At 63.2% G+C, this 14,628-nt stretch carries 14 protein-coding genes; 6 read left to right on the top strand and 8 right to left on the bottom strand.

From position 1 onward, the window contains the following. Both IRZ56_RS23190 and IRZ56_RS20185 read left to right on the top strand, forming a co-directional pair. A partial coding sequence (locus tag IRZ56_RS23190) for a hypothetical protein (RefSeq protein WP_230390472.1) occupies window positions 1-295 on the top strand: 295 nt, incomplete at its 5' end. 30 nt (window positions 296-325) lie between these two features. After that, window positions 326-544: a PA3496 family putative envelope integrity protein gene (locus IRZ56_RS20185; protein ID WP_196146560.1), complete on the top strand. Its 219-nt coding sequence runs from the start codon at window positions 326-328 to the stop codon at window positions 542-544. On the opposite strand, the gene IRZ56_RS20180 is transcribed toward IRZ56_RS20185, so the two are convergent. Then, window positions 486-1,448, bottom strand: coding sequence for a LysR family transcriptional regulator (locus tag IRZ56_RS20180; RefSeq protein ID WP_084855294.1), 963 nt, complete (start codon window positions 1,446-1,448; stop codon window positions 486-488). The two genes, IRZ56_RS20185 and IRZ56_RS20180, sit on opposite strands and share 59 nt — an antisense overlap. Before the next feature lie 187 nt (window positions 1,449-1,635). Here IRZ56_RS20180 and IRZ56_RS20175 point away from each other — a divergent pair, with 187 nt between their 5' ends. Together IRZ56_RS20175 and oadA are read left to right on the top strand one after the other, a co-directional pair. Beyond that, entirely contained in the window at window positions 1,636-3,051 is a 1,416-nt protein-coding gene (locus IRZ56_RS20175; protein WP_070093419.1) for an acetyl-CoA carboxylase biotin carboxylase subunit, read from the top strand. An 11-nt stretch (window positions 3,052-3,062) separates the two neighbouring features. Further along, window positions 3,063-4,871 (top strand): sodium-extruding oxaloacetate decarboxylase subunit alpha, encoded by a 1,809-nt coding sequence (gene oadA, locus IRZ56_RS20170; protein WP_196146559.1) that lies wholly within the window; start codon window positions 3,063-3,065, stop codon window positions 4,869-4,871. A gap of 117 nt (window positions 4,872-4,988) precedes the next feature. On the opposite strand, the gene IRZ56_RS20165 is transcribed toward oadA, so the two are convergent. From IRZ56_RS20165 to IRZ56_RS20155, 3 genes are read right to left on the bottom strand one after another with little or no spacing between them, the layout of a single operon-like run. Next, window positions 4,989-5,660: a GNAT family N-acetyltransferase gene (locus IRZ56_RS20165; protein WP_196146558.1), complete on the bottom strand. Its 672-nt coding sequence runs from the start codon at window positions 5,658-5,660 to the stop codon at window positions 4,989-4,991. A gap of 7 nt (window positions 5,661-5,667) precedes the next feature. Next, the gene (locus IRZ56_RS20160) at window positions 5,668-6,114 is read right to left on the bottom strand and encodes a GNAT family N-acetyltransferase (RefSeq protein WP_196146557.1); all 447 of its coding nucleotides are present in this window, start codon (window positions 6,112-6,114) and stop codon (window positions 5,668-5,670) included. A gap of 18 nt (window positions 6,115-6,132) precedes the next feature. Continuing rightward, window positions 6,133-6,762, bottom strand: a complete 630-nt coding sequence (locus tag IRZ56_RS20155) for an FMN-binding negative transcriptional regulator (protein WP_196146556.1) — start codon at window positions 6,760-6,762, stop codon at window positions 6,133-6,135. 89 nt (window positions 6,763-6,851) lie between these two features. Here IRZ56_RS20155 and IRZ56_RS20150 point away from each other — a divergent pair, with 89 nt between their 5' ends. Next, on the top strand, window positions 6,852-8,381 hold the full coding sequence (locus IRZ56_RS20150; RefSeq protein WP_196146555.1) for a PLP-dependent aminotransferase family protein: 1,530 nt from the start codon (window positions 6,852-6,854) through the stop codon (window positions 8,379-8,381). 102 nt (window positions 8,382-8,483) lie between these two features. Here the strand turns inward: IRZ56_RS20150 and IRZ56_RS20145 are convergent, their stop codons facing one another. From IRZ56_RS20145 to aspA, 4 genes are all read right to left on the bottom strand, one after another. Then, entirely contained in the window at window positions 8,484-9,587 is a 1,104-nt protein-coding gene (locus IRZ56_RS20145; protein WP_196146554.1) for a polyamine ABC transporter substrate-binding protein, read from the bottom strand. Window positions 9,588-9,589: 2 nt separating this feature from the next. Then, window positions 9,590-10,630, bottom strand: coding sequence for a histone deacetylase family protein (locus IRZ56_RS20140; protein ID WP_196146553.1), 1,041 nt, complete (start codon window positions 10,628-10,630; stop codon window positions 9,590-9,592). A gap of 202 nt (window positions 10,631-10,832) precedes the next feature. Then, on the bottom strand, window positions 10,833-11,825 hold the full coding sequence (locus IRZ56_RS20135; RefSeq protein WP_196146552.1) for an AraC family transcriptional regulator: 993 nt from the start codon (window positions 11,823-11,825) through the stop codon (window positions 10,833-10,835). A 244-nt stretch (window positions 11,826-12,069) separates the two neighbouring features. Beyond that, window positions 12,070-13,494: an aspartate ammonia-lyase gene (gene aspA, locus IRZ56_RS20130; RefSeq protein WP_196146551.1), complete on the bottom strand. Its 1,425-nt coding sequence runs from the start codon at window positions 13,492-13,494 to the stop codon at window positions 12,070-12,072. Between the two features lie 180 nt (window positions 13,495-13,674). Here aspA and IRZ56_RS20125 point away from each other — a divergent pair, with 180 nt between their 5' ends. Continuing rightward, window positions 13,675-14,616: a LysR substrate-binding domain-containing protein gene (locus IRZ56_RS20125; RefSeq protein ID WP_196146550.1), complete on the top strand. Its 942-nt coding sequence runs from the start codon at window positions 13,675-13,677 to the stop codon at window positions 14,614-14,616. Window positions 14,617-14,628: the final 12 nt, after the last annotated feature.

Here is a 14,628-nt window from a genome sequence, read left to right as displayed (position 1 = left end):
ACCGTCGCCTGGCAAGGGCTTCGCCCTTGATCGCGGGACAAGCCCGCTCCTACAGGCAGTGAAAATTCACGATTCTGTCACCAATCCACCGTCGCCTGGCAAGGGCTTCGCCCTTGATCGCGGGACAAGCCCGCTCCTACAGGCAGTGAAAATTCACGATTCTGTCACCAATCCACCGTCGCCTGGCAAGGGCTTCGCCCTTGATCGCGGGACAAGCCCGCTCCTACAGGCAGTGAAAATTCACGATTCTGTCACCAATCCACCGCAAAACCGTAAACCCGCAAGGCCAGTCTGAAACTCCCGCATCCTTTCAGGGAGACAGGCAATGGCACGTGATCATGACGGTTCGTACCAACCCAGCGCCAAGGCTCGCAAGCAGCAGGAAAAGGACCAGCGCCGCATGGAGTTCCGCCGCGCGATCGAAATCTATTGCGACCAGCGCCAACTGCTGCGCGAGATCACCGATTACCCTGACCTGCAGGACATCATGGTATGGCAGGTATCGGCGGCATCTTCCCCGAAAATCGCTCCACAAGCCCGCTGATTTTCGCCCGTTCGTTACGAATGAACGCCAGGAATGCCAATGCCACCGGTGACTGACGCTTGGCCTTGGACTGCACCACGCACCAGCTGCGGTACAGGGGCAGTTCTTCGACCGGCAACTCTTTCAGCACACCGGTGGCCAGCTCCATGTTCACTGCATGGCGGGTCAGCAGGGCGACGCCCAGGCCTGCGATCACGCACTCGCGCTGGGCGTCGGCAGAAGCGACTTCCAGGGTCTGGGTGAAATGCACGCGTTTGTCCTTGAAGTATTCTTCGCAGGCCTTGCGCGTGCCCGAGCCTTGCTCGCGAACCAGCAGCGTGTGAGGTTCCAGGTCCTGCAGACGGAGCTTTTCCAGCTTGCACAGCGGATGGTCCGGCGGTGCCACGGCAACGATTGGGTTGTTCAGGAACGGCATGAACTCCAGGCCCATGTCCTGGGGCACCATCGACATGATGATCAGGTCGTCGCGATTATCTGAAAGGCGCCGGATCGCCTGGGCGCGGTTGACCACCGTCAGGGTCAGGTTGACCTCCGGGTGGCGCTGCTTGAACGCGGCGAACAGGTGCGGCACGAAGTACTTGGCGCTGGATTCGATCGCCAGCTTCAGCTGCCCTTGCAGCGAGCCCTGCATGTCCGACAGCTGCATGTCGAGGTTTTCCAGGCGCCCGAAGATGTCCCGGCTCGCGCGCTGCAGGGCTTCGGCCGCCTCGGTGAGGTACAGCTTCTTGCCGACATATTCGAACAACGGCTGGCCGACCAGCTCTTCGAGCTGGCGGATCTGTAGACTTACGGCGGGTTGCGTCAGCGCCATCTCTTCGGCCGCCCGGCTGTAAGAGCGCAGGTCACACACCTCGTTGAAAATCTGCAATTGCCTTAAAGTCATGCGCATCAATGACTTACGCATTTTTCCCCGTCTCCGCGCAACACCCTGTTACGGCACTATAAGCTTTTGCTAATGCCGACCCTAACAAATATTGATTTTTGTTTATCAACCTACAGCGCTAGGGTGCATATGCGACTGGCCAGCAGCGTCTGGTCACGCCGACCGGCAGTACCGGCTCGTGTGTTCCATCGGCTTTGGGAAGACTCCAGTGATAAAAAAAATCCTGATCGCCAACCGGGGTGAAATCGCAGTTCGGATCGTGCGTGCGTGCGCCGAGATGGGCATTCGCTCCGTGGCGATCTATTCCGACGCCGACCGTCATGCCTTGCACGTCAAGCGCGCCGACGAGGCCTACAGCATCGGAGCCGAGCCCCTGGCCGGCTACCTGAACCCGCGCAAGCTGGTGAACCTCGCTGTAGAGACCGGCTGCGACGCCTTGCACCCAGGTTACGGTTTCCTTTCGGAAAATGCTGAGCTGGCGGAAATTTGCGCCGAGCGTGGCATCAAGTTCATCGGGCCGGCCGCCGACGTCATTCGCCGCATGGGCGACAAGACCGAAGCGCGTCGCACCATGATCCAGGCCGGTGTGCCGGTCACCCCAGGTACCGAAGGCAACGTCGCCGATATCCACGAAGCCCTGGCCGAGGGCGACCGCATCGGTTACCCGGTGATGCTCAAGGCCACCTCCGGGGGTGGCGGTCGTGGTATCCGTCGCTGCAACAGCCGCGAGGAGCTGGAGCAGGCCTTCCCTCGCGTGATTTCCGAAGCGACCAAGGCCTTCGGTTCGGCGGAAGTGTTCCTGGAAAAATGCATCGTCAACCCCAAGCACATCGAGGCGCAGATCCTGGGTGACAGCTTCGGCAACGTGGTGCACCTGTTCGAGCGCGACTGCTCGATCCAGCGCCGCAACCAGAAGCTCATCGAGATCGCCCCAAGCCCCCAGCTGACCCCCGAACAGCGCGCCTACATCGGCGATCTGGCCGTGCGCGCAGCCAAGGCGGTGAACTACGAGAATGCCGGTACCGTGGAGTTCCTGCTCGCCGATGGCGAGGTGTACTTCATGGAGATGAACACCCGTGTGCAGGTGGAACACACCATCACCGAGGAAATCACCGGTATCGACATCGTTCGCGAACAGATCCGCATCGCCTCGGGTCTGCCGCTGTCGGTCAAGCAGGAAGACATCCAGCACCGCGGCTACGCGTTGCAGTTCCGCATCAACGCCGAAGACCCGAAGAACAACTTCCTGCCCAGCTTCGGCAAGATCACCCGTTACTACGCGCCCGGCGGCCCAGGCGTGCGCACCGATACCGCGATCTACACCGGCTACACCATCCCGCCGTTCTACGACTCCATGTGCCTGAAACTGGTGGTCTGGGCGTTGACCTGGGAAGAAGCCATGGACCGCGGCCTGCGGGCCCTGGACGACATGCGCGTGCAAGGCGTGAAGACCACCGCCGCGTACTACCAGGAGATCCTGCGCAATCCGGAATTCCGTAGCGGCCAGTTCAACACCAGCTTCGTGGAAAGCCACCCGGAACTGACCAACTACTCGATCAAGCGCAAACCCGAAGAGCTGGCCCTGGCCATCGCCGCCGCCATTGCTGCACACGCAGGCCTGTGAGGAACCGAATAATGTCCAAGAAAATCTTTGTCACCGACACAATCCTGCGCGACGCCCACCAGTCCCTGCTGGCCACCCGCATGCGCACCGAAGACATGCTGCCGATCTGCGACAAGCTCGACAAGGTCGGCTACTGGTCCCTGGAAGTCTGGGGCGGCGCCACTTTCGATGCCTGCGTGCGCTTCCTCAAGGAAGACCCCTGGGAGCGCCTGCGCAAGCTGCGCGCGGCCCTGCCCAACACCCGCCTGCAGATGCTGCTGCGCGGCCAGAACCTGCTGGGCTACCGTCACTACAGCGATGACGTGGTCAAGGCCTTCGTCGCCAAGGCCGCGGTCAATGGCATCGACGTGTTCCGCATCTTCGACGCCATGAACGACGTGCGTAACCTGCGTGTTGCCATCGAAGCGGTCAAGGCTGCCGGCAAGCACGCCCAGGGCACCATCGCCTACACCACCAGCCCCGTGCACACCATCGATGCCTTCGTGGCGCAGGCCAAGCAGATGGAGGCGATGGGTTGCGACTCCGTGGCGATCAAGGACATGGCCGGCCTGCTGACACCCTTCGCCACCGGCGAGCTGGTCAAGGCACTGAAGGCCGAGCAGTCGCTGCCGGTGTTCATCCATTCCCACGATACCGCCGGCCTGGCCGCCATGTGCCAGCTCAAGGCGGTGGAAAACGGTGCCGACCACATCGACACCGCCATCTCCAGCTTCGCCTGGGGTACCAGCCACCCGGGCACCGAGTCGATGGTCGCCGCGCTCAAAGGCACCGAGTTCGACACCGGCCTGGACCTGGAGCTGTTGCAGGAAATCGGCCTGTATTTCTACGCCGTGCGCAAGAAGTACCACCAGTTCGAAAGCGAGTTCACCGCCGTGGACACCCGCGTGCAGGTCAACCAGGTTCCGGGCGGCATGATTTCCAACCTGGCCAACCAGCTCAAGGAGCAGGGCGCGCTCAACCGCATGAACGAAGTGCTGGCGGAGATCCCGCGGGTGCGTGAAGACCTCGGCTTCCCGCCGCTGGTAACCCCGACCTCGCAGATCGTCGGTACCCAGGCGTTCTTCAACGTGCTCGCTGGCGAGCGCTACAAGACCATCACCAACGAGGTGAAGCTGTACCTGCAAGGTGGCTACGGCAAGGCGCCGGGTGTGGTCAACGAGCAACTGCGCCGCCAGGCGATCGGCAGCGAAGAAGTGATCGACGTGCGCCCGGCCGATCTGCTCAAGCCGGAGATGGCCAAGCTGCGTGCCGAAATCGGCAGCCTGGCCCGCTGCGAGGAAGACGTGCTGACCTTCGCCATGTTCCCGGACATCGGCCGCAAGTTCCTCGAGGAACGCGAGGCCGGCACCCTGACCCCTGAAGCGCTGCTGCCGATTCCGGAAGCGGGCGCGGTGGCCGGCCCAGGTGGCGAAGGCGTGCCGACCGAGTTCGTCATCGATGTGCACGGCGAGACCTACCGCGTCGACATCACCGGTGTGGGCGTCAAGGCCGAAGGCAAGCGTCACTTCTACCTGTCCATCGACGGCATGCCGGAAGAGGTGGTCTTCGAGCCCCTCAATGAATTCGTCAGCGGTGGCGGCAGCAAGCGCAAGCAAGCCAGTGGCCCGGGTCACGTGAGCACCACCATGCCGGGCAACATCGTCGATGTGCTGGTCAAGGAAGGTGACACGGTCAAGGCCGGCCAGGCGGTATTGATCACCGAAGCCATGAAGATGGAGACCGAAGTCCAGGCGCCGATCGCCGGCAAGGTCACCGCCATCCATGTGGCCAAGGGCGATCGCGTCACGCCGGGCGAGATCCTGATCGAGATCGAAGGCTGATCGAAGCCTTCGACTCATAAGCGGTTTACCTCATGGGGAGCGATATGCTCCCCTTTTTTTTGTGCTGCCTTTTTGTGCGCAATCGCGGCACAAGCCCGCTCCCACAGGCTCTGCAACTCAGCCCTTGCGGCAAGCCTCCAAGGTCTTCACCTGCCCCTCGGGCCGCTGGTTATCTTCGCTCAACCAGCGCTGGAACCCAGCTTCCACCGCGGGCCACTCATCATCGGTGATCGAGTACCAGGCCGTGTCCCGATTGTGGTCCTTGACCACCATGTGTTTGCGGAACACCCCTTCGAAGGTAAAGCCAAACCGCTCGGCCGCACGTTTGGAGCGAGCGTTGGCGTTGTTGCACTTCCACTCTAGGCGGCGGTTGCCCAGTTCGAAGCCCAGCTTGCCGAGCAAATAGACGGCCTCGGTGCCACGTGGCGTGCGTTGCATGGCGGCGCCGAAGGCGATGTGTCCGATCTCGAAGCGGCCCTGCTCGGGGACGATCGACATGTAGCTCAAGATGCCCTGCACCTGGTCGCAGGCGCGGTCGATGACGCTGTAGAACAGCGGGTCGCGACCGGCGGCGTTGCCTTCCAGCCAGCGGTCGAAGCTGGCGCGCTCGCTGAAGGGGCCGTAGGGCAAGTAGTCCCATAGCACCGGATCTGATCCCGGCCCTTGCAGGACTTCCCATAGATCATCACCGTGGCGGGCAGGGTCGAGTTTTTCCAGGCGGATGAAACGGCCCTCAAGAGGCTCGGCCTTGGGCGTCGCTGCGGGTTTCCAGTTCAATGCGTCGGTCATGATTGGCCTACAGCCCTTTGCGAAATTGAATGAAGCCCGGCCGCTCGGCGACTTGCTCGTACAAGCTGATGGCGGTGGCGTTGGTTTCATGGGTCAGCCAGTGCACCTTGATGCAACCCGCTGCCTTGGCTGTCGCGTAGACCCATTCGATCAGTTGGCGGCCGATGCCCAGGCCGCGCTGCTCGGCATTGACGTACAGGTCTTGCAGGTAGCAGGAGTTTTCGATGCTCCAGTTGGATCGATGATAGATCCAGTTGACCATCCCCACCGCCTTGCCATCGGCCCAGGCCAGAGCCGAATGGGTGGGTTCGTTCGGGTCGAGCAGGCGTTGCCAGGTGCTGGCGCTGACCTCGTCGGCCAATTCGGTCTGGTAGAACCGCAGGTAGGCCTGCCACAGGGCGAGCCAGGCAGCATGGTCGTGGGCGCTGACAGGGCGCAGGGTGATCTCGGACATGGTGGTTTTCCTTTTCCTTCAGAGTGAATGCATTTGGGCTGCAAGCTGGTTGTCCAGGTGATCCGCGCTGGCGGCCAGGCCCTCGCGTACACCCTGGATATCCTCGGCCGAGCGGTTCTGGCTGAGCTTGCGCGCCCCTTGCAGGCGCGCAATGGGCAGACGGATGCCAACGATGGCGCGAAGCATGCCGTCGATGTAGTCGCGGGGGGCGTCGGTCACTTTCCAGGGCTCGGCCCGGCCCTGTTCGTGCCGGTCGGTCAGGCGGGTGACGATGTCCAGCAGGCGCGGGGCATCCTGGATCACTTCCACGGCGCCGTAGGCGTGTACCGCCAGGTAGTTCCAGGTGGGCACGACCTTGTGATGTTCGGCTTTGCTGGGGTAGTAGCTGGGGCTGACATAGGCGTCGGCGCCAGCGAACACCAGCAGGGCTTCGTCGCCTTGTTCCAGCACCTGCCATTGGGGATTGGCCCGGGCCAGGTGGGCGTAGACCGTGCCGTACGCGCCTTCATGGGGATCGAGCAGTACCGGCAGGTGAGTTGCCAGCAGGCCTTGTTCGCCATGGCTGACCAGCAGGGCGAGGCGGGTTTGCAGCATTTGCTGGTGCAAACGCTCAAGGTCATGTTCTTGATGGGGCTTGGCGTTGTACATGCGAGGTTCCTTGTCGAATGGCTCCATCCTAGGCAGGCTATTGGTTCTCTGTAAGAGCCAATACCGGCTGTTTTGATAGGTCCAATGACATGAACGAACGTGCCCTCGCGTTGCCCTTCGACCCTGCCGGCATCGTGCTCGACCGTAGCCGGGGCCTCAGCCATCAGCTTTATCAGGCGCTGCGTGTGCGGGTGCTCGATGGCCGTCTGGGCAGTGGCACGCGCTTGCCGGCCACGCGGGACCTGGCGGCGATGTTGTCGTTGTCTCGCAACAGCGTGGTACGCGCTTACGACCAGCTGTACGCCGAGGGCTACATCGAAAGCCGGGTGGGGGACGGCACCTACGTCAGCCAGCTGCCTAAACTATCCACACAACTGTCCACAGGGTTATCCCTGGGGTTATCAACAGACTTATCCACATTTAAGGCTTCTGATACTGAGGATTTATCCAGTTTCGAGCGTTCGAGCGAGCCCTTGCAGCGCCTGAAAAACAACCATCTGCCGCCACCCAAGGTGGGAATACCGCGGGCTTTCCGGGTGGGTGTGCCGGCGTTCGATTTGTTCCCTTTCGAGGTCTGGGCCAGGCTGCAAGCGGGTTTCTGGCGAAACCCCGACCCTGCGTCGCTGGGGTATGGCGACCCGGCCGGGGAGCTTCCGTTGCGCGAACTCATCGCCGCCTATCTGCGGCGCTCCCGGGGGCTCTCCTGCAGTGCTGAACAAATTGTGATCACCAGTGGTGCGCAGCAAGCCATCAGCCTTTGTGCACAGTTGCTGTTGCAGCCTGGCGATGCCGTGGCTGTGGAAAACCCTGGGTATCGGGCGGCCGGGCATACTTTTGCCCTGGCGGGCGCGAAGGTCAAAGGCGTGCCGGTGGACGATGAAGGCCTGGAGTGCGAACGGCTGCTGCGCCTGCCCGATTGCCGGCTTGCCTATGTGACGCCCGCGCATCAGTACCCTACCGGCGTCACCATGAGCCTGGCCCGGCGCTTGTCGCTGCTGGCCTGGGCGGAGCGCCAGGATGGCTGGATCATCGAGGACGACTACGACGGCGAGTACCGCTACAGCGGCGCGCCGCTGGCGCCCTTGGCGTCGTTGGACCGTCAAGGGCGGGTGTTGTATGTGGGCACCTTTGGCAAGATTGCGTTTCCGGCCCTGCGCCTGGGTTACCTGGTGTTGCCCCGTCAGTTGGTGGAAGCGTTCAGCCAGGGGCGGGCGCTGGCGGTGCGCCATTCAGAGGTCGGCACCCAGTGCGTGATGGCGCAGTTCATGGCCCAGGGGCACTTCCAGCGGCACATCCGGCGCATGCGCAAGGCAGCGCTGAGCCGGCGCAACGTGCTCAAGGCGGGGTGGCCTGTGGACGTTGCGGGGCTTGGCGCGATGCCGGAAGTGGCGGCGGGGCTGCATGTGAAAGTGGATGTGGATAACTTTGCGCGCGAGCAGGAACTGGTGGCGCGGGCAGAGGCGGTGGGGGTGGAAGTCAACCCGCTGAGCGGTTACTGGTTGGAGGACAGCGATGTGCCTGTGGATAAGCGGGCAGGGCTGGTGTTGGGGTTCGCGGCGGTGCCAGAGGCGCAGATCGCGGATGCGCTGATGCGGTTGCGCAAGGCATGGAGAGCATGAGGGCCTGAAATCGCCGGCGAGCCGGCTCCCGCAGGTTTAGCGGTGTCTGTGAAAACAGCGCAGAACAGGTGGGAGCCGGCTTGCCGGCGATCGGGTCTTAGGTCAGGTCCCGGACTTGATGCGTGTCCAGGCCCGGGTGCGCGCCCGCTCGGCCTCACGCGGCAAGGGTTTCAAGGTGTACAGCTTGGCCATCGCCTCGGCAGTCGGGTACAGGTTGGGGTTGTTGCGGATCGCCGGGCTGACCTTGTCGGTAGCGTCCTTGTTCGGGTTCGGATAACCGACGAAGTCGCTGATCGGGGCAATCACCTCTGGCCGCAACAGGTAGTTGATGAAGGTGTGGGCGTCATCCGGGTTGGCGGCGTTCTTCGGGATGGCCAGCATGTCGAACCAGATTGGCGCGCCTTCCTTGGGCAGGCGCATGTCCACCACTACGCCGTTCTTGGCGTCGCGGGCGCGGTTGGCAGCCTGGGAGAAGCTGCCCGAATAGCCCACGGCCACGCAGATATCGCCATTGGCGATGTCCGCCATGTACTTGGAGGAGTGGAAGTAGGTGATATGCGGGCGGATCTTGAGCATCAGTGCTTCGGCTTTCTTGTAGTCGGCCGGCTTCTCGCTGTTTGGCGCCAGCCCCAGGTACTGCAGGGCCAGCGGCAGGATCTCCGACGGCGAATCGAGCAAGGCCACGCCACACTGCTTGAGCTTGGCAATGTTTTCTTCCTTGAAGATCAGGTCCCAGCTGTCCACCGGGGCCTTGTCGCCCAGCGCGGCCTTGACTTTGTCAGGGTTGAAGCCGATCAGCACGGTGCCGTACATATAAGGCACGGCATGCTTGTTACCGGGGTCGTTGGCCTCGATCAGCTTCATCAGCGCCGGGTCCAGGTGCTGCCAGTTGGGCAGCTTGCTGCGGTCCAGGGGTTGGAATACGCCGGCCTCGATCTGCTTGGCCAGGAACACGTTCGACGGGACCACCACGTCATAGCCGGAGTTGCCCGTGAGCAGCTTGGCCTCCAGGGCTTCGTTGGTGTCGAAGATGTCGTAGATCAGCTTGACGCCACTGTCCTTCTGAAAGTCCGTCAGGGTTTGCGGCGTGATGTAGTCGAACCAGTTGTACACCCGCAGGGTGCGCTGTTCGGCTTGGGCCGGCAGGGCGCCGGCCACAAGGCCGGCGGCGATGAGCGGGGCGAGCAGACGCGTGAGTCGGGCCATGGTCAGGCTCCTGGCTGGGTACGCTGAAAGCCTTCCAGCACGTTGACGGCATTGATACCGATTTCTTCCACAGCGTAGCCGCCTTCCATGACGAAGAGGGTCGGTTTGCCCAGGCGGCCGATGCGCTCACCCATGGCCAGGTAGTCGGGGCTGTCGAGCTTGAACTGGGAGATCGGGTCGTCCTTGAAGGTGTCTACGCCCAGGGAGACCACCACCACATCCGGGCCGTAGGCGGCGATGCGCTGGCAGGCATCCTCTAGCGCCTGGCTCCAGGCGGCCCAGTCGCTGCCGGCAGGCAGCGGGTAGTTGATGTTGCAGCCTTCCCCGGCGCCTTCCCCGGTTTCGTCGGCATAACCGAGGAAGAACGGGAATTCGTCCTGCGGGTCGCCATGGATCGAGGCGAAGAACACATCGCCGCGCTGGTAGAAGATGTCCTGGGTGCCGTTGCCATGGTGGTAGTCGACGTCCAGGATGGCGACCTTGCGGTGGCCTTGGTCGAGGAATGCCTGGGTCGCGATGGCGGCGTTGTTCAGGTAGCAATAACCGCCCATGACCTCGGCGGCGGCGTGGTGTCCCGGTGGGCGGCACAGGGCGAAGGCCGAATGGGCGCCCTGCTGGATCGCCGCCTGGGCGGTCAGGGCAACCTGCGCGGCGCTGTAGGCGGCCTGCCAGGTACCGGCAGTGATCGGTGCGCCGGCATCGAAGCTGTAGTAGCCCAGCTCGCCGTGCAGGCCGGTGGGCTTGACCTTGCGCAGGGTGCGCGCCGGCCAGGTGAACGGCAGCAGGTCGCCTTCCTGGCCCAGTTCCGCCCAGCGTGCCCAGGCGCCTTCGAAGAAGTCCAGGTAATCGGCGCCATGCACCCGCAGCAGCGGAGCGCGGCCGAAGTCGCGCGGGCCCTCGATGGGGCCGAGGTTGCGCTTTTTCACCTGGTCCAGGACATGGTCGGCACGCGAAGGCATCTCGAAGCACGGCATCAGCTTGCCGTCGATCAGCTCGCAGCGGCCATGGTGCAGGCGGTGGTCATCGGAATAGATCGTCAGCACGTTGTTGTTCTCCGGTTTTTTACTGGCGTGCCTCATTGTGTGAGGCGGCGTGGCGGGGGAGAACGACGGAAACGGCCAAAAGGGGATCGATGTGGCCAAAGCCGGTGTGCGATTTCCAAGGCCCAATCGCCGGCAAGCCGACTCCCAGCTGTTCTGCGCTGTACCTGTGGGAGCCGGCTTGCCGGCGATTGGGTCAATGCAGTCAGCCGCGAAAATGACTGGGCGCCACGCCGCTCCAGCGCTGGAAGGCATGCCGGAAGCTCGCCGTCTCGCTGAACCCCAGTGTCTCGGCGATGCGGTAGATCGGCATCTGGTCCTCGGCCAGCAACTGTTTGGCCCGTTCGAAGCGCAGCTCGTCGAGCAATTGTTGATAGCTGCACCCAAGCGCCTGCAGGTGCCGGCGCAAAGTGCGCGAGGAGCAGTTCATCTGTCGCGCCAGGCCTTCGAGCCCGGGCGCGGCGTCCAGTTGCTGCATCAGCAGCTGGCGAATACGCCCCAGCCAGGCCTGGCGCCCGGTGAATTCCAGGTTGAGCTGCCGGCAGCGTTCGGCCATGGCCTTATGAGTGATGGGGTCGGCCAGAGGCAGGGGCATGTCCAGCCAGCGGCGCTCGAAGGCGAACGCATTGTCGTTGGCCTCGAAGCCCAGCGGGCACTGGAAGGCATCCGCGTACAGGCCATGGTAGCCGGGCCTTGGATACTCGAAGCGTGCCGCCAGCAGCGGCAGGGGCTTGCCCAGCAGGTCATCGCAGATGACCTTCAAGGAAACCAGGCAGAACTCCACGTTGAAGGCCGCCAGCTCCGGGCTGTCCCGGTAGTCGTTGGCGCTGAACCAGACCCGCTGGCCGTCATCCTCCAGGCGCAGTTGGAATGCCGTGCCCAGCAACGCCGGGTAGCGCAGCGCCAGGCTCAGGGCGTCACCCAAAGTGGCACTGGAGAGCAGGGCGTAACCGAGCATCCCGTAGCACGACACATGCATGCGCCGGCCCAGCTCCAGGCCGATCTCCTCGCGCAGGGTCACGGCGTTGGCGCACACCTGCAATTCCTGCTGGGTGGTGATGCGCGCATCGGCATGGCCCAGATCCTCCAGCGCAATGCCGCTGCCTGCCAGCAACCGCGCGGCATCGCAGCCCTCTTCCTGGAAGACCGTGAGAATCAGCGAAACCGCGTTGAGGGTGGTGAGGTGACTGTGCAGCATGCTCGGTATCCCGTTGGGCTGGGACGCATTATGGAGCAAGTTGTGTGCCCGGTTGGTCCTTTGGGGCTGCCGCGCAGTCTTTTCGCAGCACAAGGCCTGCGCTGAACCTGTAGGAGCGGCCTTGTGCCGCGGAAGACCATGAAGCGGTTGAGCATAAAAAAAGGGCCCGGAGCATGCGCTCGGGCCCTTGAACGGTTGAGAGGTGTCTAGTCCCTCGACCTGGTGAGACGTTTCAAGCCGTCGGTTACGCCTTCAGCGGAACCAGACGTGGGGCGATCATGTTTTCCGGACGCAGGATGTCGTTGAGCATCGCTTCGTCCAGCAGCTGTTCCTCGCGCACCAGTTCCAGCACGCCGCGGCCGGTTTCCAGGGCGACGCGGGCGATACGGGTGGCGTTCTCGTAGCCGATGTACGGGTTCAGGGCGGTGACCAGGCCGATCGAATGCTCGACCAGTTCACGGCAGCGCTGTTCGTTGGCGGTGATGCCGACGATGCAGTGCTCGCGCAGCATGTCCATGGCGCGCTGGAGCAGGCGGATGGAGTCGAAGATCTTGTAGGCGATCAGCGGTTCCATGACGTTCAGCTGCAGCTGGCCCCCTTCGGCGGCGACGGTCAGGGCCAGGTCGTTGCCCATGATGGCGAAGGCGACCTGGTTGACGGCTTCCGGGATAACCGGGTTGACCTTGCCTGGCATGATCGAGCTGCCTGGCTGGCGAGCCGGCAGGTTGATCTCGTTGATGCCGGTGCGTGGGCCGCTGGACAGAAGGCGCAGGTCGTTGCAGATCTTCGACAGCTTGACCGCGGTACGCTTGAGCATGCCGGAGAACAGCACGAAGGCGCCCATGTCGGAGGTGGCTTCGATCAGGTCGGCAGCCGGGACCAGCGGCTGGCCGCTGATGGTCGCCAGGCGTTGTACGGCCAGGGCCTGGTAGCCTGGGTCGGCGTTGATGCCAGTACCGATCGCGGTACCGCCCAGGTTGATTTCGGTCAAAAGCTCAGGCGCCAGGGAACGCAGACGGTTCAGGTCTTCGGTCATGGTGGTGGCGAAGGCGCGGAATTCCTGGCCCAGGGTCATCGGTACGGCGTCCTGCAGCTGGGTACGGCCCATCTTCAGTACGTGGTCGAATTCCTTGCCTTTTGCAGCGAAGGCCTGGATCAGGCTGTCGAGGCTGGCCAGCAGGGCGTCGTGGCCCAACAGCAGGCCCAGGCGGATGGCGGTCGGGTAGGCGTCGTTGGTCGACTGCGCCATGTTCACGTCGTTGTTCGGGTGCAGGTACTGGTACTCACCCTTCTTGTGGCCCATGGCCTCCAGCGCGACGTTGGCGATGACCTCGTTGGCGTTCATGTTGGTGGAAGTACCAGCACCGCCTTGGATCATGTCCACCACGAACTGGTCGTGGTATTCACCGCGGATCAGGCGGGCACAGGCCTCGCTGATGGCGGCGTGCTTGGCATCGCTCAGGTGGCCCAGCTCACGGTTGGCGTCGGCAGCGGCCTGCTTGACCATGGCCAGGGCCACGACCAGCTTCGGGTAGTGCGACAGCGGAACGCCGGAGAGGTGGAAGTTGTTGGCAGCGCGCAGGGTCTGGATGCCGTAGTAGGCATCGGCAGGGACTTCAAGGGTACCAAGCAGGTCTTTTTCGATGCGGAACGATGCAGCGGAGGACATGACGGATATCATCTCGATTTAAACCCGGCACCTGCCGGAATGGCGCCAATCCTAGGCCGGGGCGGATTTTGCGGCCAATGCTGTTGCACGCTAACCTATGCACAAACGGCATACCGATTCATGTGACGCCAATTGACAATCGAGCGTGTTCCATTTTGGTGCACGCTGGGAGATCGCTTCATGAACCTCGAAAGCAAGTGGCTGGAAGACTTCAGCGCCCTGGCCGCTACCCGCAGTTTTTCCCAGGCGGCGGAACGCCGCTTCGTGACCCAGCCGGCCTTCAGCCGGCGGATCCGAAGCCTCGAGGCTGCCTTGGGGCTGACCTTGGTGAATCGTTCCCGCACGCCGATCGAACTGACCGAGGCCGGGCAGCTGTTTCTCGTCACGGCGCGCACCGTTGTCGACCAATTGAGCGAAGTTTTGCGCCATTTGCATCACCTGGAAGGCGGGCAGGGTGAAGTGGTGCAGGTGGCGGCGGCGCACTCCCTGGCGTCGGGTTTCTTCCCCCGCTGGGTCGCCCAGTTGCGCAACGATGGCTTGAACATCGCCACCCGCCTGGTGGCCACCAACGTGGGTGACGCGGTGCATGCATTGCGCGAAGGCGGTTGTGACCTGATGCTGGCCTTCTATGACCCCGACGCCGCCCTGCAGATGGATGCCGAGATCTTCCCGTCGCTGCACATGGGCACCACGGAGATGTTGCCGGTGTGTGCGGTGGGTGCCGACGGCAAGCCGCTGTTCGACCTCGAGGGTGAAAGCAGTGTGCCGCTGCTGGCCTACAGTGCCGGCGCCTTCCTCGGCCGCTCGGTCAACCTGCTGCTGCGCCAGCGCAACCTGCGCTATACCACGGTCTATGAAACCGCCATGGCCGACAGTCTCAAGAGTATGGCCCTCGAGGGCATGGGCATCGCCTGGGTGCCGCGGCTGTCGATGCGCGGTGAGCTGGAGCGCGGCGAGCTGGCGATCTGTGGGGGCAGCCAGTGGCACGTACCGCTGGAAATCCGCCTGTATCGCTGCGCCTTGGTGCGCAAGGCCAATGTGCGCTTGCTGTGGCGCAAGCTCGAGGGTGGCACGGCCGCTGTGTCAGTTGACCCAAAAGTCAGCCAAACCCCCGAAAAATAAGGCCGACAGTTG

The sequence above is a fragment of the Pseudomonas guariconensis genome, assembly GCF_015680235.1.
Lineage (GTDB): Bacteria > Pseudomonadota > Gammaproteobacteria > Pseudomonadales > Pseudomonadaceae > Aquipseudomonas > Aquipseudomonas guariconensis_A.
Note: the sequence above shows the minus strand (reverse complement) of the source record. Positions and strands in the feature narration are given on the sequence as shown.

Bases quoted from the DNA above. Each gene is read 5' to 3' on its own strand.
- IRZ56_RS20135 (WP_196146552.1), bottom strand. From the start codon at position 11,825: ATGCTGCACAGTCACCTCACCACCCTCAACGCGGTTTCGCTGATTCTC.
- IRZ56_RS20155 (WP_196146556.1), bottom strand. From the start codon at position 6,762: ATGTACAACGCCAAGCCCCATCAAGAACATGACCTTGAGCGTTTGCAC.
- IRZ56_RS20145 (WP_196146554.1), bottom strand. From the start codon at position 9,587: ATGGCCCGACTCACGCGTCTGCTCGCCCCGCTCATCGCCGCCGGCCTT.
- IRZ56_RS20125 (WP_196146550.1), top strand. From the start codon at position 13,675: ATGAACCTCGAAAGCAAGTGGCTGGAAGACTTCAGCGCCCTGGCCGCT.
- IRZ56_RS20185 (WP_196146560.1), top strand. From the start codon at position 326: ATGGCACGTGATCATGACGGTTCGTACCAACCCAGCGCCAAGGCTCGC.
- IRZ56_RS20165 (WP_196146558.1), bottom strand. From the start codon at position 5,660: ATGACCGACGCATTGAACTGGAAACCCGCAGCGACGCCCAAGGCCGAG.
- IRZ56_RS20150 (WP_196146555.1), top strand. From the start codon at position 6,852: ATGAACGAACGTGCCCTCGCGTTGCCCTTCGACCCTGCCGGCATCGTG.
- IRZ56_RS20180 (WP_084855294.1), bottom strand. From the start codon at position 1,448: ATGCGTAAGTCATTGATGCGCATGACTTTAAGGCAATTGCAGATTTTC.
- IRZ56_RS20160 (WP_196146557.1), bottom strand. From the start codon at position 6,114: ATGTCCGAGATCACCCTGCGCCCTGTCAGCGCCCACGACCATGCTGCC.
- oadA (WP_196146559.1), top strand. From the start codon at position 3,063: ATGTCCAAGAAAATCTTTGTCACCGACACAATCCTGCGCGACGCCCAC.
- aspA (WP_196146551.1), bottom strand. From the start codon at position 13,494: ATGTCCTCCGCTGCATCGTTCCGCATCGAAAAAGACCTGCTTGGTACC.